Source organism: Streptomyces sp. NPDC050418, assembly GCF_044458745.1.
In the GTDB taxonomy this organism is placed as follows: domain Bacteria; phylum Actinomycetota; class Actinomycetes; order Streptomycetales; family Streptomycetaceae; genus Streptomyces.
In genome coordinates, this window is the sequence record NZ_JBITIG010000003.1 from 339264 (window position 1) to 364033 (window position 24770).

Annotated in this window: 23 protein-coding genes; 15 read left to right on the top strand and 8 right to left on the bottom strand. The window is 68.9% G+C overall.

The genetic code is table 11. The features are described from left to right. The first annotated feature begins 23 nt into the window (after window positions 1-23). Window positions 24-1505 (top strand): glycine hydroxymethyltransferase, encoded by a 1482-nt coding sequence (locus ACIBI4_RS08975; RefSeq protein ID WP_399202969.1) that lies wholly within the window; start codon window positions 24-26, stop codon window positions 1503-1505. 82 nt (window positions 1506-1587) lie between these two features. On the opposite strand, the gene ACIBI4_RS08980 is transcribed toward ACIBI4_RS08975, so the two are convergent. The 3 genes from ACIBI4_RS08980 to ACIBI4_RS08990 form a co-directional block, all read right to left on the bottom strand. Further along, window positions 1588-2361: a hypothetical protein gene (locus ACIBI4_RS08980; protein WP_399202970.1), complete on the bottom strand. Its 774-nt coding sequence runs from the start codon at window positions 2359-2361 to the stop codon at window positions 1588-1590. Window positions 2362-2476: 115 nt separating this feature from the next. Further along, window positions 2477-3367, bottom strand: coding sequence for a hypothetical protein (locus ACIBI4_RS08985; RefSeq protein WP_399202971.1), 891 nt, complete (start codon window positions 3365-3367; stop codon window positions 2477-2479). After that, entirely contained in the window at window positions 3360-3971 is a 612-nt protein-coding gene (locus ACIBI4_RS08990; RefSeq protein WP_399202972.1) for an RNA polymerase sigma factor, read from the bottom strand. The genes ACIBI4_RS08985 and ACIBI4_RS08990 overlap by 8 nt, the downstream gene beginning before the upstream one ends. A gap of 97 nt (window positions 3972-4068) precedes the next feature. Here ACIBI4_RS08990 and trpS point away from each other — a divergent pair, with 97 nt between their 5' ends. The 3 genes from trpS to ACIBI4_RS09005 all read left to right on the top strand — a co-directional run bounded on the left by trpS (window position 4069) and on the right by ACIBI4_RS09005 (window position 7035). Continuing rightward, window positions 4069-5082 carry a tryptophan--tRNA ligase gene (gene trpS, locus ACIBI4_RS08995; protein ID WP_399202973.1) on the top strand — a complete coding sequence of 338 codons (1014 nt, stop codon included), beginning with the start codon at window positions 4069-4071 and terminating at the stop codon, window positions 5080-5082. 159 nt (window positions 5083-5241) lie between these two features. Next, window positions 5242-5823 (top strand): 2'-5' RNA ligase family protein, encoded by a 582-nt coding sequence (locus ACIBI4_RS09000; RefSeq protein ID WP_399202974.1) that lies wholly within the window; start codon window positions 5242-5244, stop codon window positions 5821-5823. A 30-nt stretch (window positions 5824-5853) separates the two neighbouring features. After that, a complete protein-coding gene (locus ACIBI4_RS09005) occupies window positions 5854-7035 on the top strand; it encodes a hypothetical protein (RefSeq protein ID WP_399202976.1) in 1182 nt (393 codons plus the stop codon). A gap of 34 nt (window positions 7036-7069) precedes the next feature. On the opposite strand, the gene ACIBI4_RS09010 is transcribed toward ACIBI4_RS09005, so the two are convergent. Beyond that, window positions 7070-7825 carry a decaprenylphospho-beta-D-erythro-pentofuranosid-2-ulose 2-reductase gene (locus tag ACIBI4_RS09010; RefSeq protein WP_399202977.1) on the bottom strand — a complete coding sequence of 252 codons (756 nt, stop codon included), beginning with the start codon at window positions 7823-7825 and terminating at the stop codon, window positions 7070-7072. Window positions 7826-7856: 31 nt separating this feature from the next. After that, window positions 7857-9230 carry an FAD-binding protein gene (locus tag ACIBI4_RS09015; RefSeq protein ID WP_399202978.1) on the bottom strand — a complete coding sequence of 458 codons (1374 nt, stop codon included), beginning with the start codon at window positions 9228-9230 and terminating at the stop codon, window positions 7857-7859. A gap of 162 nt (window positions 9231-9392) precedes the next feature. Here ACIBI4_RS09015 and ACIBI4_RS09020 point away from each other — a divergent pair, with 162 nt between their 5' ends. The 4 genes from ACIBI4_RS09020 (at window position 9393) to ACIBI4_RS09035 (ending at window position 12276) form a co-directional block, all read left to right on the top strand. Beyond that, window positions 9393-9911 (top strand): phosphatase PAP2 family protein, encoded by a 519-nt coding sequence (locus tag ACIBI4_RS09020; RefSeq protein ID WP_399202979.1) that lies wholly within the window; start codon window positions 9393-9395, stop codon window positions 9909-9911. Beyond that, window positions 9908-10840 carry a decaprenyl-phosphate phosphoribosyltransferase gene (locus tag ACIBI4_RS09025; protein ID WP_399202980.1) on the top strand — a complete coding sequence of 311 codons (933 nt, stop codon included), beginning with the start codon at window positions 9908-9910 and terminating at the stop codon, window positions 10838-10840. Before ACIBI4_RS09020 ends, ACIBI4_RS09025 begins: the two co-directional genes overlap by 4 nt. 74 nt (window positions 10841-10914) lie before the next feature. Further along, window positions 10915-11352, top strand: coding sequence for a GtrA family protein (locus ACIBI4_RS09030; RefSeq protein WP_399203234.1), 438 nt, complete (start codon window positions 10915-10917; stop codon window positions 11350-11352). A 3-nt stretch (window positions 11353-11355) separates the two neighbouring features. Next, entirely contained in the window at window positions 11356-12276 is a 921-nt protein-coding gene (locus ACIBI4_RS09035) for a YihY/virulence factor BrkB family protein (RefSeq protein WP_399202981.1), read from the top strand. Here the strand turns inward: ACIBI4_RS09035 and ACIBI4_RS09040 are convergent. Continuing rightward, window positions 12224-13477 carry a D-alanyl-D-alanine carboxypeptidase family protein gene (locus ACIBI4_RS09040; RefSeq protein WP_399202982.1) on the bottom strand — a complete coding sequence of 418 codons (1254 nt, stop codon included), beginning with the start codon at window positions 13475-13477 and terminating at the stop codon, window positions 12224-12226. The genes ACIBI4_RS09035 and ACIBI4_RS09040 overlap by 53 nt on opposite strands. Before the next feature lie 118 nt (window positions 13478-13595). Between ACIBI4_RS09040 and ACIBI4_RS09045 the strand changes: the two genes are divergently transcribed. The 3 genes from ACIBI4_RS09045 to ACIBI4_RS09055 all read left to right on the top strand — a co-directional run bounded on the left by ACIBI4_RS09045 (window position 13596) and on the right by ACIBI4_RS09055 (window position 15788). After that, a complete protein-coding gene (locus ACIBI4_RS09045) occupies window positions 13596-13856 on the top strand; it encodes an SCO4848 family membrane protein (RefSeq protein WP_399202983.1) in 261 nt (86 codons plus the stop codon). After that, a complete protein-coding gene (locus tag ACIBI4_RS09050; RefSeq protein ID WP_399202984.1) occupies window positions 13853-15187 on the top strand; it encodes a metallophosphoesterase in 1335 nt (444 codons plus the stop codon). Before ACIBI4_RS09045 ends, ACIBI4_RS09050 begins: the two co-directional genes overlap by 4 nt. Window positions 15188-15347: 160 nt before the next feature. Then, the gene (locus ACIBI4_RS09055) at window positions 15348-15788 is read left to right on the top strand and encodes an ATP-binding protein (protein ID WP_399203235.1); all 441 of its coding nucleotides are present in this window, start codon (window positions 15348-15350) and stop codon (window positions 15786-15788) included. Here ACIBI4_RS09055 and ACIBI4_RS09060 read toward each other — a convergent pair. Together ACIBI4_RS09060 and ACIBI4_RS09065 are read right to left on the bottom strand one after the other, a co-directional pair. Then, the gene (locus tag ACIBI4_RS09060; protein WP_399202985.1) at window positions 15757-15948 is read right to left on the bottom strand and encodes a hypothetical protein; all 192 of its coding nucleotides are present in this window, start codon (window positions 15946-15948) and stop codon (window positions 15757-15759) included. The genes ACIBI4_RS09055 and ACIBI4_RS09060 overlap by 32 nt on opposite strands. Window positions 15949-15958: 10 nt before the next feature. Further along, window positions 15959-16810, bottom strand: a complete 852-nt coding sequence (locus ACIBI4_RS09065; protein ID WP_399202986.1) for a helix-turn-helix domain-containing protein — start codon at window positions 16808-16810, stop codon at window positions 15959-15961. 226 nt (window positions 16811-17036) lie between these two features. Here ACIBI4_RS09065 and ACIBI4_RS09070 point away from each other — a divergent pair, with 226 nt between their 5' ends. The 4 genes from ACIBI4_RS09070 to ACIBI4_RS09085 all read left to right on the top strand — a co-directional run bounded on the left by ACIBI4_RS09070 (window position 17037) and on the right by ACIBI4_RS09085 (window position 24769). Then, window positions 17037-17504 (top strand): ATP-binding protein, encoded by a 468-nt coding sequence (locus ACIBI4_RS09070; RefSeq protein ID WP_399202987.1) that lies wholly within the window; start codon window positions 17037-17039, stop codon window positions 17502-17504. Between the two features lie 205 nt (window positions 17505-17709). Beyond that, window positions 17710-19014 (top strand): hypothetical protein, encoded by a 1305-nt coding sequence (locus tag ACIBI4_RS09075; RefSeq protein ID WP_399202988.1) that lies wholly within the window; start codon window positions 17710-17712, stop codon window positions 19012-19014. Further along, window positions 18933-23954 carry an RHS repeat domain-containing protein gene (locus ACIBI4_RS09080; RefSeq protein WP_399202989.1) on the top strand — a complete coding sequence of 1674 codons (5022 nt, stop codon included), beginning with the start codon at window positions 18933-18935 and terminating at the stop codon, window positions 23952-23954. The genes ACIBI4_RS09075 and ACIBI4_RS09080 overlap by 82 nt, the downstream gene beginning before the upstream one ends. Then, complete coding sequence (locus tag ACIBI4_RS09085; protein ID WP_399202990.1) at window positions 23906-24769, top strand: polymorphic toxin-type HINT domain-containing protein; 864 nt, start codon at window positions 23906-23908, stop codon at window positions 24767-24769. The genes ACIBI4_RS09080 and ACIBI4_RS09085 overlap by 49 nt, the downstream gene beginning before the upstream one ends. The last annotated feature ends 1 nt before the right edge of the window (window position 24770 follow it).

Consider the following 24770-nt stretch of genomic DNA (forward strand, 5'->3'; position numbering starts at 1 on the left):
TCTTCGTTCCGGAGGTCCACACCATGACCGATCCGTCCGTCTCCCCCTCCGCCCCCTCTCCCTCCGCCACGGCTGCCACCGCCTCCACGGCTTTCAACAGCGCGCTTGAGGTGATCCGCGGCGTCGAACCGCGCATCGCCGACGCCATCGGGCAGGAGCTGCACGACCAGCGCGAGATGCTCAAGCTGATCGCCTCCGAGAACTACGCCTCCCCGGCCACCCTCCTCGCGATGGGCAACTGGTTCAGCGACAAGTACGCCGAGGGCACCATCGGCCGCCGCTTCTACGCCGGCTGCCGCAACGTCGACACCGTGGAATCCCTCGCCGCCGAACACGCCCGCGAGCTCTTCGGCGCCCGCCACGCATACGCCCAGCCGCACTCCGGTATCGACGCCAACCTCGTCGCCTTCTGGGCCGTGCTCGCCGACCGGGTGGAGGCGCCGGCCCTGGAGCGCGCCGGCGCTCGCCAGGTCAACGACCTCAGCGACGCCGACTGGGCCGAACTCCGCCAGGCCTTCGGCAATCAGCGCATGCTCGGTATGTCCCTGGACGCGGGCGGCCACCTGACGCACGGCTTCCGCCCGAACATCAGCGGAAAAATGTTCGACCAGCGCTCGTACGGCACCGACCCCGCCACAGGCCTGATCGACTACGAAGCCCTCCGCAAGACCGCCCGTGACTTCAAGCCCTTGATCATCGTGGCCGGTTACTCCGCCTACCCCCGTCTCGTGAACTTCCGCATCATGCGCGAGATCGCCGACGAGGTCGGTGCCACGCTCATGGTCGACATGGCGCACTTCGCCGGGCTCGTCGCCGGCAAGGTGCTCACCGGGGACTTCGATCCCGTGCCGCACGCGCAGATCGTCACGACCACCACGCACAAGTCGCTGCGGGGTCCGCGGGGCGGCATGGTGCTGTGCGACGACTCGCTCAAGGACCAGGTGGACCGCGGGTGCCCGATGGTGCTCGGCGGGCCGCTGCCGCATGTGATGGCGGCGAAGGCGGTGGCGCTGGCGGAGGCGCGGCAGCCCTCCTTCCGTGATTACGCCCAGCGTGTGGTGGACAACTCCCGTGCGCTGGCCGAGGGGTTGATGCGGCGTGGTGCGACGTTGGTGACGGGTGGTACGGACAATCACCTCAATCTGATCGATGTGGCTTCGTCGTACGGGCTGACGGGGCGGCAGGCCGAGTCGGCGCTCCTTGACTCCGGGGTCGTCACGAACCGCAACGCGATTCCCGCCGACCCCAACGGTGCCTGGTACACCTCCGGAATCCGGATCGGTACGCCCGCGCTGACCACGCGTGGTCTGGGCGCGGCGGAGATGGATGAGATCGCGGGGCTGATCGACACGGTGCTCAAGGCTGCCGAGCCGGGGACGACGAAGTCGGGTGCTCCGTCGAAGGCTCAGCATGTGCTGGCTGCGAAGGTCTCGGACGAGGTGGCGCAGCGGGCCACTGATCTGCTGTCCGGTTTCCCCCTGTACCCGGGGATCGACCTGACCTGATGTACCCGGGGATCGACCTGACCTGAGCGGCCGCGCGCAGGCGCGACGTGGCGTGTGGGGGGAGCGGGTGGGCTGCTGTCGGTCAGCGGTCTATCAGCTCCCCCCGCGTTCCCTCCTCACGGGTGGCGGCCCGGGATTCGCGCAACCTGGTGGTCAGGGACGGGAGTTGGCGGGCGAGGGGGCGGCTGCCGAGGGCGAGTGCTGCTCCGGCGGCGATTCCGGGGAAGGCCCACCACCAGCCGGTGGCCACGTCGGTGCTGGGGGTGGCGGTGGGGGTGCTGCGGTCGGTGCCGGTGGCGGCCGGGGTGTCCTGGTTGGTGTTCGCGGCGTCGTCCGTGCTCTCGTCGGGAGTGCGGTCCTCGGGCGGCGGGACCAAGTCGCCCGCGCCGGAGTAGTGGAGCAGCTTGAGCGAGGCCAGGAATCCCGTCAGGTCGGCGGGGAGGCGGGGCCTGTGCCAGGTGCCGTTGGCCAGATCGAGGGACTCGCCCGCTCCGCCCGCTGTGTGGATCCAGACGGGGGAGATGCCCTTCCCGGGCGGCAGGACATAGATTCGGTCGACGCGCCACGGCTCCACGTCATGGATCATCCAGGTGACGTTCACCATCTGGCCGTCCAGCAACTTGTCCATGGACGGGGCCTTTTCGCCCTCCACCGATGTGCCGATGTCAAGCAGGTCGGACAGCTGCTGGTAACGGTCTCCCTGGGCGGTGAGCGCTGCCGCTTTCGCCGTGGTCGGTGAGGCGAGCAGCACGCTCGTGGGTCCGCCTGCCGTGGCGGCCGGTGCTCCGAGCAGGATCAGGGCGAGCCCGGCCACCAGCGTGCCGAGCAGAGTCGCCAACTTCCGTACCGTACGCATGCGTTCTCCCGAAGGTCCCCGACGCGGCTCTCCGCGCCGATTCACTTCTGGTACACCGCTCGCGCCCGCCGGGTTCCCACCTCGGCCGGACGAATTCCGGGCGCCTGCGGCGGCCTCAGCGCTGCGGCCCCGGCACCGACTCCGCGATCTCCACGGCCCGCTCCCGCATCCCGACCCCTTCGAGCCGCAGTGTCCGCGAGCCCGTCCGCTCCTGCCAGACCAGGGTGGGACCCGCCGTGCGCACCTGGGGGCTGTACGGCTTTCCTTCGGGGTTCGTCAGGCGCAGGGTGAGCCGGTGCGGACGGTCGAACCAGAGGCCCGTACCGCCGTCGACCTCGACCCATTCGTATTCCTGGCCGACTTCCTTGGTGAACATGGGGTCGAGCGTGGCGTCGAACTGGTCGAGGCGGATCACCTTGCCCTTGGCGTCGGTCCAGCACAGGGAGAGGACCCGCCCGTCGTCCGTGACGGACGCGGCGGGTGGGGCGGACAGTGCGGTCAGCTCCTTGGGCAGCAGTGGCTTGAAGCCCGCGCGCCGTTCGGCCTGCTGCAGGGACAGGCCCTGCTCGCAGCCGGGGACGGCGGGTGCCGCCGGAGGCGGGGCGGTGGGGGCGGGGCGCACCCGGACGCCGCCGAAGTCGAACCAGTCGGCGACCGCGGCCCGTACGGGAGGGGTGAGGGCGGCGGCGACGAGGAGGCCGCACACGCCGGCCGCGAGCCGGGCGCGCCGCAGCCGCAGCCATGTGGTGAACCGCCGCAGCCACCCGGTCAGCCGCTCGCGGCGGCCGGGTGGCTGTGCGGCGGGGGCGCCGACATGCTCGGCGACCAGCTGGGCCAGGACGCGCTCGGCCATCGTGTGCCCGTCGACGTCGGGCACGGACATCCGGCTCCGCAGCAGTGCCAGCTCCGCCTCGACCCGCTGCCGCCTGGTCTCGGGATCCTCCGCCCGGCGCCTGCGCCGCCGCTCGGCGCGCTCGCCCTCGTTGTCCTCGCCGACCTCACTCACTCTCCTCACCTCCCTTCCCGTCCCGCAGGTGTTCCGAGGGCAGCAGTCTGCCCAGCTTCTTCAGGGCGCGGTTCAGCCGTGACTTCACCGTGCCGCGGGGCCAGCCCAGCGTCTCGGCCGTTTCCGCCTCGTCCATCTCCAGGAGGTAGCGGCAGGTGACGACGGCGCGGTGGTCGCGGCTCAGTCTTTCGAGCGCGGTGTGCAGCGCCGTCCGCTGCTCCTGGGCGAGGGCGGCGAAGGCGGGGTCGGCCGATTCCGGTATCAGTGGTTCGGCGGCGTGCAGGGCTGCCTCGCGGCCGGCGAGGGCTCTGAGGCGGCCGGCCGAGCGGACTGTGTTCCTCGTCTCATTCACCACGATCTGCAGCAGCCACGGCTTGAACGACGAGCCGTCCCGGAAGCGGCCAAGCGACTGGTACGCCTTGAAGAACGCGGCCTGCACCACATCCTCCGCATCGTGGCCCGCGCCGAAGGCGACAGCGGCGCGCAGCGCCACCGGGGTGTGGGCGCGCACCAGCTCCGCGTACGCCTCCGCCTCGCCGGCGCGCACCCGGGCGATCACCGAGCCCTCGTCGACGACGATGAGGCCCCCCTCCCGCGTTCTCACACCTTTGATACACCGGAGGCGAAGGATCGGTTCCAGTCCGTTCCCGATCAGTTTCCTGAGTGCCGAGCAGTTTCCGGAGCCTGCGAGAATGGTCGGCATGGCGACTGACCGACCCCGTGTGCTCTCCGGAATCCAGCCCACCGCAGGCTCGTTCCACCTCGGCAACTACCTGGGCGCCGTGCGCCAGTGGGTTGCGCTGCAGGAGTCCCACGATGCCTTCTACATGGTCGTCGACCTGCACGCGATCACGGTGCCGCAGGACCCGGCGGAGCTGCGCGCGAACACCCGGCTCGCCGCGGCCCAGCTGCTCGCGGCCGGTCTGGACCCTGAGCGCTGCACCCTGTTCGTGCAGAGCCATGTGCCCGAGCACGCGCAGCTCGGCTGGGTCATGAACTGTCTGACGGGCTTCGGCGAGGCCTCGCGGATGACGCAGTTCAAGGACAAGTCGGCGAAGCAGGGTTCGGACCGCGCGACGGTCGGTCTGTTCACGTATCCGATCCTGCAGGTCGCGGACATCCTTCTGTACCAGGCCAACGAGGTGCCGGTCGGTGAGGACCAGCGCCAGCACATCGAGCTGACCCGCGACCTGGCCGAGCGGTTCAACGGCCGGTACGGGCAGACGTACACCGTCCCGAAGCCGTACATCCTCAAGGAGACGGCGAAGATCTTCGATCTTCAGGATCCGACGGCGAAGATGAGCAAGTCCACGGCCAACCCCAAGGGCCTGATCAACCTGCTCGACGAGCCGAAGGCGACCGTCAAGAAGGTCAAGAGCGCGGTCACCGACACGGACACCGTGATCCGCTTCGACCCGGCGGAGAAGCCGGGCGTCAGCAACCTGCTCACCATCTACTCCACGCTCACCGGGACCGGTATCCCGGAACTGGAGCAGAAGTACACCGGCAAGGGCTACGGTGCGCTGAAGACGGATCTCGCCGAGGTCATGGCCGAGTTCGTGACCCCGTTCCGCACCCGTACGCAGGAGTATCTGGACGACCCGGAGACCCTGGACTCGATCCTCGCCAAGGGCGCGGAGAAGGCCCGGGCGGTCGCCGCGGAGACTCTCGCCACCACGTATGAGCGGATCGGGTTCCTGCCCGCCAAGCACTGATCTGCGGGCGCGGGACCAGCAGTGGCCCATGTCGCACACGCGCTGTGGCCAGGGACGGACCAAGGACCCTGGCCAGAAGGCCGGTGCGCGCGCCACACTGGCAGCGCCTGCAGCATCCGCCTCTGCAGAGATGATCAAGGACCGGAGAAGGAGCACGACGTGGGGACCGTAACGCTCGGCGTTTCGATCGCGGTCCCGGAGCCCCATGGCAGCCTGCTCCAGGAGCGGCGCGCGGGCTTCGGCGACCCCGCGGCGCACGGTATCCCCACGCATGTGACGCTGCTGCCGCCGACGGAGGTGGCGGCGGCCGACCTGCCGGCGATCGAGGCGCATCTCGCGGAGGTCGCGGCCGGCGGCCGCCCGTTCCCGATGCGGCTCAGTGGCACGGGGACGTTCCGTCCGCTGTCCCCGGTCGTCTTCGTCCAGGTCGTCGAGGGCGGCGAGGCCTGCGCCTGGCTGCAGAAGCAGGTCCGTGACGCCTCGGGTCCTGTCGCGCGCGAGCTGCAGTTCCCGTACCACCCGCATGTGACGGTCGCGCACGGCATCGACGAGGCGGCCATGGACCGCGCCTTCGAGGAGCTCTCCTCGTACGAGGCGCAGTGGTCCTGCACCGGTTTCGCCCTCTACGAGCAGGGTGCGGACGGGGTGTGGCGCAAGCTCCGCGAGTTCGCCTTCGCGGGCCCGTCGGTTCCCCCGCAGGCCGCGGCGTCGGCGGACCGGGGTACGCTTCCGGCTCGCTGAGCAGCGATCCAGACGTACGAGGGGGCGGACATGCGCCGGAGTGTCATAGCCATCGCCGGTATCGCGCTGCTCCTCGCGGGCTGCGGCAGCGCGGACCCCGACGGCAAGCAGCCGTCCGACCGCGGTTCCTCGCCATCGAAGAGCGCCCCGGCCTCCCCGCTTACCTGGGAGTTCGAGCACATCGCCGACTTCAGCGGCAAGCTCACTGATGTGGCCGCTCTCTCCACGGACGACATCTGGGCTGTCACGGCCCGGCAGGACGGCGGCGAGCCCGAGCTGCTCCACTACGACGGCAGCGACTGGAAGCAGCAGCCTCTGCCGGACGCGCTGGGCGACAGCACCTACCCGCCGCGGCTCGAAGAGGTCGGCGAGGACGAGCTGTGGCTGAGCCCGGACCGTTACGGACCGGCCGGGACGTCCTGGGCGCGCTGGGACGGTACGCAATGGTCCGCCGTGCCGCAGCCGCCTCCGGGCCAGGCCTACGACATCGAGGCCGTCGCCGCGGACGACATCTGGACGCTCGACTCGGAGCGGGACGAGGTCCACCACTGGGACGGCGCCCGCTGGACCACGACTGCGCTCAAGCACCAGATCACGGATCTTGCCGTCGTCGGACCGGACGACGTGTGGGTGGCGGGCCACCGCGAGAGCGGGCCCGGCACCGGGCGGGACTACTACACCCAGCCTGCCTCCCAGCACTTCGACGGCACCGCGTGGCGGGACGTCGAGACGCCCGTCTACCGCTTCCCCGACCCGGTCCCGCCGGAGGCCGGCGCAACCATCGGGCAGTTGTTCGTCACCGAAGAGGCAGAGCTGTTCGCGTACGGCTCCCACAGCTACAACCACGGGGAGGTCGAGAACGAACCGGCCGACGAGACCGTCCAGTTGCGCTGGGACGGCTCACGCTGGCAGAAGGAGCCGTACGCCCCCGATGCCTGCGCGCGCCGGGTTCCGGTGGCTGCGGAAGCCGCGGGCCTGTTCCTGAACGGCAACTGGTACCTCACCGACGACGGCGCCTGCGTCAAGATCAAGCGGCACCGGCTGCCCGAGGACACCGGCGCCCGCAAGACCTCGCAGCAGTCCCTGTGGCTGGAGGAGATCCACAAGGTCCCCGGCACGGACGAGTGGCTGGGCGCGGGCCACGTCCAGGTCAACCAGTCCGGTGACCCGTTCGGCGCGCCCGTGGTCGTACGCCTGAAGCGCGCCTCGTAACCGAAGAGGCCCGACTCCCGTACGAAACAGGCCCCTACACCGGCAGCTTCCGGAACACCGGACGCGGCACATGCCGCAGCGCCGACATCACGATCCGCAGCGCCCCCGGCACCCACACCGTCTCCGAGCGGCGCCGCAGCCCCGTCTCGATCGCCTCGGCCACCGCGTCCGGTGTCGTGGCGAGCGGGGCCTCCTTCATTCCGGCGGTCATCTTCGAGCGGACGAAGCCGGGGCGCACCACCATCACATGCACGCCGGTGCCGTGCAGCGCGTCCCCGAGGCCCTGCGCGAACGCGTCGAGGCCGGCCTTCGAGGAGCCGTAGATGAAGTTGGCGCGGCGGGCGCGCTCGCCGGCCACCGAGGAGAGCACGACGAGCGAGCCGTGCCCCTGCCGCTTCAGGGCGCTCGCGCAGACCAGGCCGCAGGAGACGGCGCCCGTGTAGTTGGTCTGCGCGACGCGGACCGCCGACTGGGGCTCGTCCTCGTCGCGTTCCTGGTCGCCGAGGACACCGAACGCGAGCAGCACCATGTCGATGTCGCCCTCGGCGAAGACCTTGCCGAGGATGTCCTCGTGCGCCTCGGAGTCGAGGGCGTCGAACGCGACGGTACGGGCGTCGGCGCCCAGGTCGCGCAGTTGCACGGCAGCGGCTTCGAGCGCGGGCGAGGGCCGTCCGGCCAGCCACACGGTGCGGGTGCGGCGTGCGACGAGACGGCGTGCGGTGGCCAGTGCGATCTCGGAGGTGCCGCCCAGGACCAGGAGGGACTGGGGGGTGCCGAACGCGTCCTTCATCAAGACTCCAGGGGTACGGGGTGGGGTGAGGTCACAGGGAGAGGCGCCGCGACAGGTCCGACCGGAACACGCCTTGCGGATCGAGCTCTTCACGCAGAGCGCGGAACGCGCCGAGCCGTGGATACATCGTGTCGAGCAGCTCGGGCCGCAGCCGCGCGTCCTTCGCGAGGTAGATCCGGCCGCCGGCCGCCGCGACCAGCTCGTCCAGCTCGTCGAGGAAGGCGGCGAGGCCCGGCAGATTCGCCGGGATGTCGAGGGCGAGGGTCCAGCCGGGCGCCGGGAAGGAGAGCCAGCCGGGGTCGCCGTCGCCGAAGCGCTTGAGCACGGCGAGGAACGAGGGGCAGCCGCGCATCGAGATCCGGCCGACGATGCGCCGCAGCGCGTCCTCCTGCCCGTAGCCGACGACGAACTGGTACTGCACGAAGCCGCCGCGCCCGTAGATCCGGTTCCAGTGCGGCACGCCGTCGAGGGGGTGGAAGAACGTGGAGAGCTTCTGCAGTTCGCCGCGGCGGGCGCGCGGCGCCTTGCGGTACCAGAGCTCGTTGAACAGACCCACGGTCGCCTTGCCGAGCAGCCCTTCCGGTACGAACGAGGGCGCCGCGGGCAACCGCCCCGGACGGAACGCGAGGGGCGCGCGGCGGGCCCGTACGGGCAGCGCGTCGAGCGGGGCGTGGTCGCCGCGCGTGAGCACCGAGCGGCCCGTCGCGGCGCCGCGCGCGAGCAGGTCGATCCAGGCGACCGAGTAGCGGTAGCGGTGGTCGGTGGCGGTGAGCCGGGCCATCAAGTCGTCCAGGTCGGTGGCCCGTTCGGTGTCGACGGACATCAGCGACGTCTGGACGGGCAGCAGTTCGACGGTCGCCGCGAGGATCACGCCGGTCAGGCCCATGCCGCCGGCCGTGGCGTCGAACAGCGGCTCCCCGCGCCGCACCGTCCGTACGCTCCCGTCGGCCGTGAGCAGGTCGAGCGCGGCGACATGGCGCGAGAAGGACCCGGACACGTGGTGGTTCTTGCCGTGGATGTCGGCGCCGATCGCGCCGCCGACCGTCACATAGCGCGTGCCGGGCGTCACGGGCACGAACCAGCCGAGCGGCAGCAGCACTTCCATCAGCCGGTGCAGGCTCACGCCCGCGTCGCACACCACGACGCCCGCCTCGGCGTCGATCGAGCGGATCCGGTCGAGCGCGGTCATGTCGAGCACCGCTCCGCCCGCGTTCTGCGCCGCGTCCCCGTACGCCCGCCCGAGCCCCCGCGCGATCCCGCCGCGCGCGCCGCAGGAGCGGACGGCCTCGGCCGCCTCCTCGTACGAACGGGGGCGGACCATGCGGGCGGTGGTCGGGGCGGTGCGGCCCCAGCCCGTGACGGAGACGGCGTCGGCGGTGGGCTCGGCGGTTTCGGCGGCAGACATGAACGTGACGCTATCGCCCGATGGATGAGGGTTTACGCCATCTATTTGGGCTCTCACCGAAATGGGTGATTACGAGAGTGTCGTCCGATATTGACGTAAATATCGGCTCGTCGGCTAGAAGAGTCGAGGCGGTCCACGGCCCCCCGGCAGCAAAGAGGCCCCATGTACGAGATGGATCACCGGCTCCTCACCGCCCTCCGCGACACGGGACAGCACCCGGGCATCGCAGCCGCCGCCCGCACCCTGTCCTTCTGCGGCGAGCACGGCGCGCTGTGGCTCGCCGCGGGCCTCGCGGGCGCCGCGCTCGACAAGGAGCGGCGCGGCGCCTGGCTGCGCGGCACCGCCCTCACCGCGGGCGCGCACCTGGCCAGCATGGGCGTCAAGCGCCTGGTGCGCAGGCCCCGTCCGCAGGCCGAGCCGCTCGTGCGCACCGCGGGCCGGCACTCCTTCCCCAGCTCGCACGCCACCTCCGCGGCCGCCGCCGCCGTCGCCTACGGCGCGCTCCGCCCCGCGGGCGCCCGCCTCGTCCCGCCGCTCGCCGCCGCCATGTGCGTCTCGCGCCTCGTCGTCGGCGTCCACTACCCGACCGATGTCGCAGCGGGCGCCGCGCTCGGCGCCGTCACCGCGCGGCTCGGCAGCCGCTGGATGCTCGCCGCCCCCGCGAGGGAGGCCGCCAAGTGACGCTCCTCGGCCAGCGCCCCGAGCGCACCGCATCCCCGCGCCGCCCCGGCCCCGTCAGCCTCCCGCTGGGCCTCCTCAAGACCGCGCGCCCCCGCCAGTGGATCAAGAACATCCTGGTCGTCGCGGCCCCCGCGGCCGCCGGTGAACTCTTCACCCGCCAGTCCGCGACCCAACTGGCGCTCGTCTTCTGCCTGTTCACGGCCGCTGCGTCCGCCGTCTACCTGATCAACGACGCCCGCGACGCCGAGGCCGACCGCGCCCACCCCGACAAATGCCGCCGCCCCGTCGCCGCCGGACAGGTCCCCGTCCCCGTCGCCTACGCGGTCGGCGGACTGCTCGCCGTCCTCGCGCCCGTCGCCGCGGCCTTCGTCTGCAGCCCGATGACGTCCGCGCTGCTCACCGGCTACGTCGGCATGCAACTCGCGTACTGCGTCAGCCTCAAGCACGTCCTCGTCGTCGACCTCGTCGTCGTCACCACCGGCTTCCTGATGCGCGCGATGATCGGCGGCGTCGCCCTCGGCATCCCGCTCTCGCGCTGGTTCCTCATCACCACCGGCTTCGGCGCGCTGTTCATGGTCTCCGCCAAGCGCTACTCCGAGGCCGTCAAGATGGCGCCCGAGAAGCTCGGCGCCACCCGCGCCCTGCTCACCGAGTACACCACCGGCTATCTCCGCTTCGTCTGGCAGCTCGCGGCCGGTGTCGCCGTCCTCGCGTACTGCCTGTGGGCCATGGAGGAAGGCGGCACCGGACTGCTGCCCTGGCGTCAGCTCTCCATGGTCGCCTTCATCCTCGCGATCCTGCGCTACGCGGTGTTCGCCGACCGCGGCACCGCCGGCGCCCCCGAGGACGTCGTCCTGCGCGACAAGGCCCTCGCGCTCATCGCGCTCGTCTGGCTGGCCATGTACGGGCTCGCGGTGGCCGACCTGTGAGTGCCCCCGCGTCCCCCGCGCAGGCGCCGCCCCACCCCGCACCGCGCGCACCCCTGCGCACCCGCCTGCGCGCGATGGCCCCCGAACTGCTCGGCTTCGCCGCCGCCGGGATCTGCGCGTACGCCGCCGACCTCGGCCTCTTCATCTGGCTGCGCGGACCCCTCGGCTGGGACCCGCTCACCGCCAAGGCGCTCTCCTTCGTCGCCGGCTGCACGGTCGCGTACGTGGGCAACGCACTCGGCACGTACCGCCGCCGCACCCCCGGGATCTCCCGTATGCGGCAGTACGCGGTCTTCTTCGCCGTGAACATCGCGGGCGCCCTCGTCCAGCTCCTGTGCCTGGCCGTCTCGCACTACGGCCTCGGCCTCACCTCACCCCGCGCCGACACCATCTCCGGCGCGGGCATCGGCATGGCCCTCGCTACAGTGCTGCGGTTCTGGGGTACGCGCACCTTGGTGTTCCGTACGGGGGAAGGCGGCGTGAGACATGGACCGGCTGAGGAAGTGGCGTGACGCATGGACTGGCTGAAGAAACTGCCCGTGATCGGGCCGCTCGCGACCCGCCTCATGGACACCCATGCCTTCCGCTCCTACGAGACCCTCGACCGCGCGCACTGGACCCGGCTCGCCGGCGCCATGACCTTCGTCAGCTTCCTCGCGCTCTTCCCGCTGCTCACGGTCGCCGCCGCCATCGCCGCCGCGACCCTCTCCAAGGACCGGCAGGACGAACTGCAGAAGAAGATCGCCGACCAGGTCCCCGGCATCTCCGACCAGCTCGACCTCGACGCCCTCGTCGCCAACGCCGGCACCGTCGGACTCATCGCCGGCGCCGTCCTGCTCCTCACCGGCGTCAGCTGGGTCGGCACGATAAGGGACTGCCTGCGCGCGGTCTGGGGTAAGGACGACCAGGACGAGAACCCCGTCCTCGCCAAACTCAAGGACACGGGCATCCTCCTCGGACTCGGCCTGACCGGCCTCGCCTCCCTCACCGCGTCCACCATCGGCACCACCGCCGCGGTCTGGCTCACCCGCGCCGTCGGCCTGGAGGACCAGGGCTGGATCGGCTGGCTGCTCCTGGCCGTCGTCTTCGCCCTGGCCGTCCTCGCGAGCTTCCTGATCCTGCTCTACCTGCTCACCCTGCTGCCCGGCGTCCACCCGCCGCGCCGCCGCCTGTTCGTCGCGGCACTCATCGGCGCGCTCGGCTTCGAACTGCTCAAAGTGCTGCTCGGCGGCTATATGAAGGGCGTCGCCGCCAAGTCCATGTACGGGGCCTTCGGCGTCCCCGTCGCCCTGCTCCTGTGGATCAACTTCACCGCGAAACTGCTCCTGTTCTGCGCCGCCTGGACAGCGACGCAGAGCAAGAAAGCACCCGAGGGAGAGCTGCTCAGCGGCGCGGCAGCTTCCGCACCAGATCGGGCAGCGGCCAGCGGCGGTTGACCACGAAGACACCCGCACCGACCAGGAGCAGCACCCCGCCGGTGATCGCCAGCGCGATCCCGACCCCGCTCGACCCCTCCTCGGCCGCGGCCTTCTCCGCGCCCTTCAAGGTGCCGCTCTCCTTCTTCTGCTGCTCCGGAGCGGCCGCACCCTTGCCGCCGCCGCTGGTGTCCACACTGCGCGGCGGCACCAGCTCGCCCACCGGCGTCACCTTGTCGGCCGCCTTGAAGCCCCAGTCGAACAGCCGCGCCGTCTCCTCGTACACCGCGTTCTGCTCGTCCGAGGACGGGTTCATCACCGTCACGAGCAGCACCTTGCCGTCGCGCTCGGCCACACCCGTGAACGTCGCGCCCGCGTGCGTCGTATTGCCGTTCTTCACACCCGCGATGCCCTTGTACGGGTTCAGGCCGTAGTCACCGGTCAGCAGCCGGTTGGTGTTCTGGATCTCGAAGTGATCGCGCTTCTTGCCCTTGCCCTCACCGGGGAACTGCGCCCGCGCCGTCGACGCGTACTCCCGGAAGTCCGCGTCCTGCAGCCCCGAGCGCGCGAACAGCGTCAGGTCGTACGCGGACGAGACCTGGCCCTCGGCGTCGTAGCCGTCCGGGCTGACCACCTGCGTGTCGAGCGCCTGCAGCTCCTCGGCGTGCTCCTGCATGTCGCTGACGGTCTGCTTCAGACCGCCGTTCATGTTCGCGAGCACATGCACCGCGTCGTTACCGGACCGCAGGAACACCCCGAGCCACAGGTCGTGGACCGTATACGTGTGGTCCTCCTTGACCCCGACCAGGCTCGACCCCTCGCCGACGTCCGCGAGATCCTCGTCCTTGACCTCGTAGACCTTGTCCTTGGGCAGGTTCCCCTTCTTGAGCACCGTGTCCGCGAAGAGCATCTTCAGCGTGGACGCGGGCGGCAGCCGCCAGTGCGCGTTGTGCGAGGCGAGCACGTCACCGCTCTCCGCGTCCGCGACGATCCACGACCGCCCGCTCAGCGCCTTGGGTAGCACCGGGGCACCCGCCCCGAGGTTGACCTGCGTACCCGCCTTGCCGAGCTGCGCGCCACCGACGGTCGACATGTTCGCCGGCGGCTTCGCCTTGTCGTCCTTCTTGCCCGGCTTGTCGTCGGCCACGGCCGGCGCGAGGGCGGACATCGTCATCAAGCTGGCGCATACGACCGTTAGTACGGTCTTCTTCATGGCAGACACGGTCGAGAACGTACAGCCCTTACCCGCACGAGTGTGTGCCGGGTCACCCTGTGTCTGACCGGGATCACTCGCACCACCCGCCGAGGGGGACCGAAAAGGCGACCCTGATACTGGGCGTATGAAGCTCAGCCGCCCGGTCTCCTGGTTCCTGCTCGCCTTTGGTGCGTGGTCTTGGATCATCTGGATCACTTTCGTCAAGAATTTGATCAAGGACGGAAGTGGCCTGGCGTTCGACGACGCTGGTGACCCGACCGGATACTTCTGGGTCCACTTGCTGCTCGCCGTGGTGTCCTTTGTCCTGGGGACGGTCGTCGGGGTCATCGGGTTCCGTGGTGTGCGGGCACTGCGGCGCACGTCATATGGGGGCAAGCAGCTGTGATCGTCGTCTTCGTGCTGGCGGGGCTTGCCGCCTTCTCCGCGCTGCTCGGGCTGCACTACTACCTGTGGCGCCGCCTCGTCCGCGACACGACCACGGCGGGCTCGGGCGCGCGCAAGGCGGGGACGGTTCTGATCGTCCTGGCGCTCGTGCTCATGGTCGGCGCGTTCGCGGGGGCGCGGGCCGGGCTGCCGTTCGGTGTGCAGCAGGTTCTGGCCTGGCCCGGCTATCTGTGGATGGCGCTGTTCATCTACCTGACGCTCTCCCTGCTCGTCGGCGAGGCCGTACGGCCGCTGCTGCTGCGGTGGCTGCGGAAGCGGGATGCGGCGGGGGCGGCGGAGCTCCCGTCCGAGGCCGAGGCCGAGACCGCGGCCGTACGGGAAGTGGTGGGTGTCGGGGGAGAGGGTGCCGCGGCCGGTGACGGTGGATTGTCAGTGGGCGCCGATAGGGTCGAAGAGGGCTTGGCCCCCGGGCGGGAGGGGACTGTCCGGGCCACGCCCGCAACCCATCCCTCCCGCCGCCTCTTCGTCTCCCGCATCGTCGGTGGGGCCGCGGCGGCGGCCGCGCTCGGGACGGTCGGCGTCGGTACGTACAACGTGATGCGCGGGCCGAAGCTCAAGCACGTCACCGTGCCGCTCGCGAAACTCCCGCGCTCTGCGCACGGCTTCCGCATCGCCGTCGTCTCCGACATCCACCTCGGCCCGATCCTGGGCCGCGCGCACACGCAGCGCATCGTCGACACGATCAACTCGACGCAGGCCGACCTGGTCGCCGTCGTCGGTGACCTCGTCGACGGCAGCGTCGCGGACCTCGGCCCCGCCGCCGAACCGCTCGCGCAGCTCCGCTCGCGCCACGGTTCGTACTTCGTCACCGGCAACCACGAGTACTTCTCGGGTGCCGAGCAGTGGGTCGACCACGTACGCGAACTCGGCCTGCAGCCGCTCGAAAACGCACGCGTCGAAATCCCGGGCTTCGACCTCGCGGGCGTCAACGACGTCGCCGGCGAGAGCGAGGGCCAGGGCCCGGACTTCGCGAAGGCCCTCGGCGACCGCGACCGCTCCCGCGCCTCGGTCCTCCTCGCCCACCAGCCCGTCGTCATCCACGACGCCGTCGAGCACGGTGTGGACCTCCAGCTTTCCGGCCATACGCACGGTGGCCAGATGTGGCCCGGCAACCTCATCGCCGACCTGGCCAACCCCACCCTCGCAGGCCTCGAACGCTACGGCGACACCCAGCTGTTCGTGTCGCGGGGCGCCGGGGCTTGGGGGCCGCCGGTGCGGGTGGGCGCACCGTCGGACATCACGGTGGTGACCCTCGCCTCGAAGCAGGCGTAGCTGTATCCGTATCCGTATCCGCAGCCGTGTCGTAATCCTTCGGCATAGTCCGATTGACCGAAACCGACCGCGGCGACCGCCACCCGGTGACAACACCCGCCCTCACGGCGCAGCATCTTGTGCGGATCCCGTGCGCGCGGGGTGACCGGAGGTGAAGAACGTGTTGCGGCGCCATGCGTTCCGCCTGCCCCGGCACCCCGCGTCGGTCGGCCTGGCCCGCCTCCGGGCCCGCGACCACCTCGCGGCCTGGGGCCACACCGACGAGGACGGCGCGTTCGCCGCCACGATCCTGGTCGTCTCCGAACTCACGACAAACGTGATCCGCCACGGTTCGTCCCTGGAGCCCGAGTTCGACCTGGCGATCACGGTCCTGGCGGACGGCGCCTGCCTGATAGAGGTCTCGGACGAGTCCCCCGGGGATCCGCACTTGTTCGCGGACGCGGGGCCCCACGCCGACGGCGGCCGGGGAATCCACCTTGTGGACGCGGTATCGGAGGCGTGGGGAGTGTGGCGCCGCGGCCGCTACGGCAAGACGGTCTGGGCCTTGGTCCACGCCCAGCCCCGGCCCCCTACAACAAGTGGTCGGCCTTCCCGGCCTTGATGTCGAGGATCATCGTGCGCAGCGCTTCGTGGCTGTCGGTGAGATACGTTTCCTCGGCTCCGGAGATGGCGATGTAGGCGTTTCCTTCGGGGTCGGTGCCCAGGCGGAAGCAGTTGGCGCCCTCGGCGCAGAAGGGGTCTTCCCAGCGGATGTCTGTCACGGTGGCCTTCCTAGAAGCTGCGGGCGATGGCCTGGATGAAGTCGCGTGACGCATGGTCCGAGAGCGAGTTCCGCTCCATCCAGTCCAAGTGGGATCGGTACTTGTCGAGTTGAGCGTGCGCGTGTGTGAACTCGGGCCCGTGTGCGGAGTCAAGTTCAACGGTGTCGAGCTGCGGAATGATTCCCTCGGCATAGATCACGGACTGCCCGGCGCCGGGGAACGCACCCGCCTTGAAGGTGATGACCCGTACGTTGATGTTGTCCTTCTCGGACAACTCACACAGTCGTTCCAGCTGAGAGCGCATGGCCTTGGCACCGCCGAACTCCGTGCGCAGCGCACCTTCGTGGACATATCCGTCGTACCGGATCGCGTCCTTGCGGTGCAGGACTTGCTGCCGCTGCAGGCGCAGAGCCACGCGCAGTTCGATCTCGTCCGCCGACAGCGCGGGGAGCGCGGCTCCGAACAGGGTCCGTGCGTATGCGTCGGTCTGCAGCAGTCCCGGGACGTGCACACACAGGCCGGCGCGAAGCCGGGCGGCATGCCATTCGAGCTCCGCGATGTCCAGGAGTCCGCCGGGTAGTTGGCCCCGATACCCCTCCCACCAGCCGCGCGTTCGGTCGGCGGCCATGTCCGCGAGCGCCTGTACGTACTTCTCGTCCTGGCAGTCGTAGTTGCAGGCCAAGGTCCGCAAGCGGTCGGGCGTGATGATGCGGACGCCGGACTCGATGTTGGCGACCTTGTTCCGGTCGATACCGAGGAGCGAGGCCGCGTACTCGGTGGTGACCTCGGCTGCGAGCCGCATCTTGCGAAGCTCGGCCCCAAGTCGCTTCTGGCGCTGAGTCGGTGTGTTCCTGGGCGGCATGAACGCCAGTCTGCCGGGGCGTCCCTTCTGGGTCCACCTCGATCGTGGTAATCCTGACGAATGCGTGGCACGTACCACCGCGGCGCCGCTACATTCAGTAACGCATTCGTCACTCGGATCCGGCGTGATGGAAGTGCGCCCTGGCCTGCGCGCAACCAGGACAGAGCCACCACCTCGCCGGACCGGACACCTCAACAGCCCACGTACTGGCAGGAGTTGATGTGCCATGCCCACTCTCATCCCGCTCCCCTCCCCGCCCGCCGCACCGACCCCCGAAACCCTGGCCTACAGCCTCACCCTCCCCGCCGCACTGAGCTCGCCGGGCCTGGCCCGCACCGCCTCCCGCACCTTCCTGGAGGCCCACGCTTTGCACGACCTGACCGACCCCGCCCTGCTCGCCTTGACCGAACTCGCCGCCTGCGCCTGCAAGTTCACTGCCGCACCCCGCATCTACGTCAGCCTCCGCTACCGCGACGCTTCCCTGCGCATCACGCTCTACGACGACGACCCGGTCCCGTCGAGCCCTCCCTTGGCCCGCGCCCGCGCGTCCCGCCGCCGAGCCTCCCTCCACCTCCTCAACTGCGTCATCCGCACGTGCCGCGGCACGTGGGGCATCACGGAGGCGGAAGACCCGACTCCCGGCACGCGCATGTGGGCATCGCTTCCGCACACTGCTGCGTACGCCACTGCATGACTGCCTGAGGTGCGCGGAGGATCTGCTTCCTGATCCCTCTGTTCACACAGGCTTCACTGCGTGCACTGTCCCGCTTCACAGGTATGCCTGTTGACCTGCAGTTTTCCGTGCTGGGGAGCGCGGTGGAGGTTGATCGGGTATGCCCGTTCTCTGTTGAGCTGTCGTTGGTGTGCCTGCGCCTTCGGCATGGGGTGGGAGTTGTCGGGTGTCTGCTCGTCGTGCGCGTTTTGTGTCGCTGGGGCTTGCCGGTGCGTTGTTGACCGGGTTGCTGACGGTGCTGCCGGTTGCGCCGCAGGAGGCGGTGGCGGCGGACGACCCGACACCTGTCGTTCCGTCGCAGTCGCTGGGTACGGCGCCGCCGCAGCAGACGGAGGAGGCGGGCAAACCGCTTCCCGCGCCGGAGTGGCCGCAGGCGGCCCAGGCTGCGGTGGATCTCTCGGGTGTGACGCCTGGGGAGCCGGGTGTCATCGAGCCGGGGCAGCAGGCGCGTTCGGCTGCGGGTGAGCCGAAGACGAGTGTCGCGAATGTCGTCGAGGTCTCGCCCGTCGCGGAGCCTTCGACGGCGACGACGGAGGAGTCGGGGGCCGAGCCGCAGACGGCTTCGAGCCGCGTGGTGGCGGAGGAGTCGCCGTCGCCGAGCCCGAGCGATTCGGCGAGTGGTGAGCCGGGTGAGGACGCGGCGGCGTCGCCGACCCCGTCGGACGCCGCGGATCCGTCCGAGACCCCATCCGATCCGCCAGCGGAGAGTGTTTCCCCGGACAAGGTCGACGTGCGGGTGCTGGACCGGCAGGACATCAAGCCCGCCGGAGGCGTGGGTCTTGGCCTGCAGGTGACGCGCGCGGACGGCGGGACCGCTGCCGGCGAGGTGCAGGTCGATGTCGATTACTCGAAGTTCAAGTACGCCTTCGGAGGTGATTTCGCGGGCCGGCTGCGGTTGGTGAAGATGCCTGCGTGTGCGCTGTCGACGCCGGAGGCCGAGGGCTGTACGGAGCGGGAGTTCGTCGAGGCTGACAATGACACGAAGTCCGGCACGCTGACCGCCACCGTGGAGGCGGCACCGGACGCGGGCGAAGGCACCTCGACGCAGCTCGTGGACAGTGCGGGCGCGAGTGTCTATGTGCTGGCGTCTGGTTCGTCGTCGGATCAGGGCGACTACCGTGCCTCCACGTTGTCGGCGACCGGTTCGTGGGACGTTTCCACCGGGTCGGGTGCGTTCACGTACTCCTATCCGTTCCAGTTGCCCAAGCCGCCGATGGGTTCGGCTCCACCGCTGGCGCTGGACTACAACTCGCAGTCGGTGGACGGCCGTACGTCGGCGAGCAACAACCAGGCGTCCTGGGTCGGCATGGGCTGGGACTTGAACGTCGGCTATATCGAGCGGCGTTACCGCAACTGCAGCCAGGACGGTCTGCCGACGATCGGCGACCTGTGCTGGGACTCGCCGAACTCGGCGAAGGAACCCTCTGGTGCTGTGTATGTCATCAACCTCAACGGGGTCACTCGGAGCTGATCCAGGACAACAACGGCACCGGTTCCTACCACTTGAAGGATGACCCGGGCTGGCGAGTGCAGCGCCTGTTCGGCGGGCATGGAGCCGGCCGGGATGGCGAGTACTGGGTGATCTCCACCCAGGACGGCAAGCGCTACTACTTCGGCTGGGGCCGCTCCGAACGCACCACCACCGCCACGGCGTCCGTCTTCACAGTTCCTGTGGTCGGAAACGATGCGGGCGAGCCCTGCCGCGACCAGTTCCCTGAGCCGTGTACGCAGGCGTGGCGGTGGAACCTCGACCGGGCGGTGGACGCGAACGAGGTCGAGACCATGTACTTCTACGACAAGGAGTACAACCACTACCGGTCCGTCGCGAACGCGGACAAGGCGCGTCAGTACGTCTCCTCGGGGTATGTGCATGAGATCCAGTACGGCTGGTCCTCGCAGATCCCGGACGGCAAGGTCCCGGCGAAGGTCGAACTCTCCCACGTCAACCGGTGCGTGGAGCGGATGGCGGACAATGATCCGCTGCGCAGCGAACCGCCCGCGTGTCCGACGTTCAATGAGAAGCCGACCTCGTATCCGGATGTGCCGATCGACTTGATGTGTGACGGCACAGCCGCGGATTACAACTGTGCGGGCAAGACGTACTTCCCGACGTTCTTCTCCCGGGACATGCTCTGGGACATCAAGACCTACGTGGCCGACCAGTCGGGAACCGGCTGGGATTTGGTGCAGCAGTACCAGACGAAGAAGGGCATGCCCAACCCTGACGGATCAGTCGGCAAGACGCTGTGGCTGGACTACATCCAGCGCAAGACCTACGGCGACGGCACCGACCTCGTTCTGCCGGTCACGAACTTCAACGGCACCGACCGGGACAACAAGGTCGGCTCCACGGAGTTGAACTTCCGCCGCGTCAGTGAGATCCACAACGATCTGGGCGCCACGACCACGGTCACCTACGGGTACGCCAACCCATGTGACGCGGCCAGCCTGCCGTCCCAGGCATCGAACACGACGGACTGCTTCTGGCAGAAGTGGACCCCGGAAGGCGCGACGGAGTCGAAGTCTGGTTGGTTCAGGAAGCTCTTGGTGCAGAAGGTGGAGGTCGACCCGACGGTCACTACCAACCAGGACGGCGCTCCGGTGATGTCCACCACCTACACCTATGAGGATGGTGCGGGCTGGCGTTTCACCGGTGATCCGCTGTCCCCGGATGAGGATGAGTCGTGGTCGGACTGGCGCGGCTACCAGGAAGTCCAGGTCTCCACGGGCGCCGGCAGCAACAAGAAGACCACCAAGTACTGGCTGTACCGGGGCCTGGACGGTGACCGCACGTCGAAGACGGATCCGTCGGCGACGAAGTCGGTCACGGTCAACGACGGGGACGGCAACAACTACACCGACCACGACTACCTCTCCGGCAAGACCCTTTCCACCTCGCTGCGGGATGACACGGACGTCTCCCATCAGCGGACGTATCACTCGTACTGGGCGCACAACACGGCCCAGTACGAGGGCCTGCCGGACGCCCGTTTCGTCCGCGAGAGCAAGACGGTCACCCGCGACAAGATCTCCACGGGCTGGCGCGAGCGTGTGGTGGAGAACGAGTACGAAGCGGGCGAGAGCGCCTCGACCACGTTCGGTCTGCCGATGCGCGTCGATGACTGGGGCGAGACCGGAGTCTCCGACAACCGCTGCACCGAGTTCGGGCGCGCCTACAACACCGACACCCTGGACGGCACCGGCACGCAGCGCTGGATGGCGCTCCAGGATGACGAGCGTCACTACAGCGTGGGCTGCACTACCCAGGCCGAGGACCAGGCCGCGGGCAACGACACCCTGCATCAGGACGGCCGCGCCGTAACGTTCTACGACGGAGCCGTCTCGTTCGCGGAGAACGACGCCAAACTCTCCGATGCCAACCCGACCGGTGGCCGCTCGTACACGGATGCCACGAACTTCCGCACCACGAACAGTGGATTCGACCAGGCCGGGCGGGTGACCTGGGCCGAGGACGGCAAGAAGAACCGAACGACCACCACGTACAGCCCGGCAAACACCTGGCCGCTGGACGGCGTCGCCACGACAACGCCGGATCCCGACGGCTCGATTTCTGCCCGGGGCCCGCTCTCCACGACCACGTGGTCGTCCCGGTTCTGGGGCACGCCGTATCAGACGCGCGATGCCAACGGAAACCTCAGCAAGGTCACGCTGGACGCGGCGGGGCGGCCGGTGGAGGTGTGGAAGCCGACCGAGACCGGCACTTCGCCGTCGATGAAGTTCGCCTACAGGATTCCGACGTCGACCAACGGCTCGGGCGTGCCCGATGCGGTGGATGGTTACCCGCACGTCACTAGCAGCATCTTGCAGTCCGGTTCGACGTACTTGACGTCGCATGCGTATCTGGATGCGGCGGGGCGTGCTCGCGAGACTCAGACGCCGCTGCCCTCCGGTAGCGATGGCACGGCGTATCGGCAGGTGTCGACGACGCGCTATGACTCGTCGGGGAACGTGGCGGGAACCTCTGCGGTGTTCCGTAACGCGGGTACGGCGGGTACGGGTGGTCCGTCGAGTCCGAAGACCACTGACATTCCGTCGTACACCGATGTGGTGGTCGACTGGGCCGGGCGGACGACGCTGTCGCAGATCCAGGTGATGGGTGTGACCCAGCTCCAGGGCAAGGTCACCACCGACTATTTCGGCGACTACACGAAGGTCACCCCCGCGGTGGGCGGCGCCACGGACACGTACACCGATGTGTATGGCCAGACGTCCAAGGTCGTCGAGCACAACGGCACCACGTCGTACACCACGTCGTACGCCTACACGGGCAAGGGTGAACTCGCAAAGATCACGGATGCGCTGGGGAACAACACCCTCTACGGCTACGACTGGGCCGGTCAGCGCACCTCCGTGGATGATCCAGACGCCGGTAAGTCCGCTACCACGTATGACGAGCGTGGCCTGGTCGCCGCGACCACCAGCAACAACGGCCAGAACATCCTGACGTACGGCTATGACAACCTCGGCCGTAAGACCTCGGTGGGCAGCGGCGCCGATCAGTTGGCGTCCTGGCTGTGGGATGGCGCAGTTCCTGGCGGCAAGGGGCAGATCACCAGCACGATCAGCCGTGACGCCGACGGAAACCAATACACGACCAAGACGGACGAGTTCGACAAGCGTGGCCGCCCGTTGAAGTCGACGGTCACGATCCCAGCGAACGTGAACGGTCTGGCTGGCAGCTACACCACCACGCTCGGCTACGACGCCGCCGACCACGTCACCTCGGTCAGCTATCCGGCCGCGGGCGGCCTCGCCTCCGAAACCGTCACCGCCACGTTCAACAACTATGGCCAGCCCGAGCGGCTTACCAGCAGCCTGAGCAACGCGGTTTACGTCGACGATCAGGCCTATGACGCTTACGGCCGCCTGACGGGCCGTACGTACGGCAAGACGATCAGCGGCAGCGGCGCCACCGCGGCCCGCTCCTACGGCTACGACGACGCCAACGGCACCCGCTGGCTCAAGAGCATTGCCACCACCAGCACCACCTCCGGCCAGATCACCACCGAATCGCAGAAGGACACCTACAGCTACGACCTCGCCGGAAAAATCACCGAGATCCGGGAGCAGGCCAACGGCCAGACCGCGCAGTCCCAGTGCTTCAAGTACGACGCCTTGGCGCGCCTGACCAACGCGTACACCCGCGCCGCCGGCGGTGACTGCGCCGCCGTGGCCTCCGACTTCAAGGGACCCGCGCCCTACCAGACTGCGTATACGCACGACCGCATCGGCAATCTCCAGTCGGTCACCGACACCGACGCGGCAGGCAAGCAGACCAAGCGGGACTACCTCTACCCCGGCTACGACGACAGCGGCGCGTGGACCACACCGAACGCCGACCAGCCGCACGGCGTCCGTAAGATCAACAACACGGTTACCGGTGGCGCCGCCACATCCGACACATTCACGTACAACGCTGACGGTCAGATGACCAAGCGCGCCGAACCCGGCGCCGGCAAGAACACCGACTACACCTGGACGAAGCTCGGCCAGCTCGCCACCGTCAAAACCACAAAGTCCACCGGCTCCGAGCTGACCCGCTACACCTATGACGCCGACGGCAACCTCCTCGTCCGCACCACACCCAGCGAAACCGTCGTCAACCTCGGCGCGACCGAACTGACCACCACTGACGGCAAGACCGTCACCGCCACCCGCCACTACACATGCGGTGGCTCGGCGGTCGCGATGCGCACCACCGGTCCCAACGGCGGCACGGTCACGTACCTGATGGCCGATGGCCAGGCATCCACTCAGCTCTCCGTCGACGCCACCACTGCAGCGTTCGAGCGTCGCCGCTACACACCCTTCGGCGACGAACGCAGCGGCACCCTCCCCGAAGGCACCGACCGAGGCTTCCTCGGCAAAACCGAAGACACCTCCACCGGCCTCTCGCTCCTCGGCGCCCGCGCCTACGACCCGAAACTCGGACGGTTCCTCAGCCCCGACCCACTCCAATTCCCCTACAGTCCGCAACTGCTGTCGGCATTCAGCTACACCCACAACGACCCCATCAACTTCAGCGATCCCACCGGTATGGCGCAGGTCTGCGGAAGCCTCAGCGTCGATTGCAGCGCAGACGAGCCAGACGAGCCAGACAAGCCCAGTGAGGGTGACGGCTGTGACGCGGCGTGCGAGGCGGTCCTCGACTCTGTTGCCGAGAACGGAACTTCGACCGATCAGCTCTCTGGTGTATGCGGCGTCGATGTCAGTGCCGGGTGTGCGTCTAGCTCTGGCGAGATGCCGGGCAGCTTCTGGGGAACAGTGGGCGGAATGGTGCTGCCTGACATAGATGAGTGGCGGGCTTGCATAAACGAACCTGGATTGACCTCGCACTGCGGGTGGGTGGCAACAGACCTTCGACGCCCGCGAGGGCTGTCAAGTGGCTGAAGAAGCTGCTGGAGGGATTCGGTAAGGGCAAGAAAGTTCCGGACTGCCCAAACAGCTTCACTCCGGAAACGGAAGTTGAGCTCGCGGACGGCAGTACGAAGCAGATCAAGGACATTACTCCCGGCGACCGAGTCCTTGCTACCGACCCCGAAACCGGACTAACCGAAGCCCGCGCCGTCCTGGCCACCATCATCACCAAGGACGACAAAGACTTCGTCGAGCTCACCATGGACACTGCCTCCGGCAGCGGCGTCCTCATCGCAACGAGCCACCACCCATTCTGGTCGCCGTCTGAGCAGGCGTGGCTCGACGCCGCCGAGCTGCGGACGGGAATGACGCTCCGCACAGATGAGGGTGAGAGCATTGAGGTTGCTCACACGAGGGACTTCCGTCAACGCCAGGAAACCCGCAACCTCACGGTTGCCGGAATCCACACGTACTATGTACTGGCAGGCGGAACGCCGGTCTTGGTGCATAACAGCAACGGCTGCGTGGACTGGGCCTCTAACAGCGTTAAGACGTGGGGCCACACATTTAAGACCCATGGCTCCGGAGCAAAGAAAACGAAAGCTCTGAAGGACCGCGCTCGTAGCACCGGGAAGCCGCAAGGTCAGTGGCTGGACGATGATGCCGCAGCAGAATTCTTGAGGGGACTCCATGTTGAAGGGGCCGGGCCTAGGTCGGTACGTATTCCGGACGGGTTGGGGCAGCTGATTATGCCGGATGGGAGTATCGTCCAGGCGCGCGTGGCTACCATCGTCCCGAATCGAGATGGTCTGTACAAAACGGGATTCCCGGTCCCTGGTCCGAGTTAGG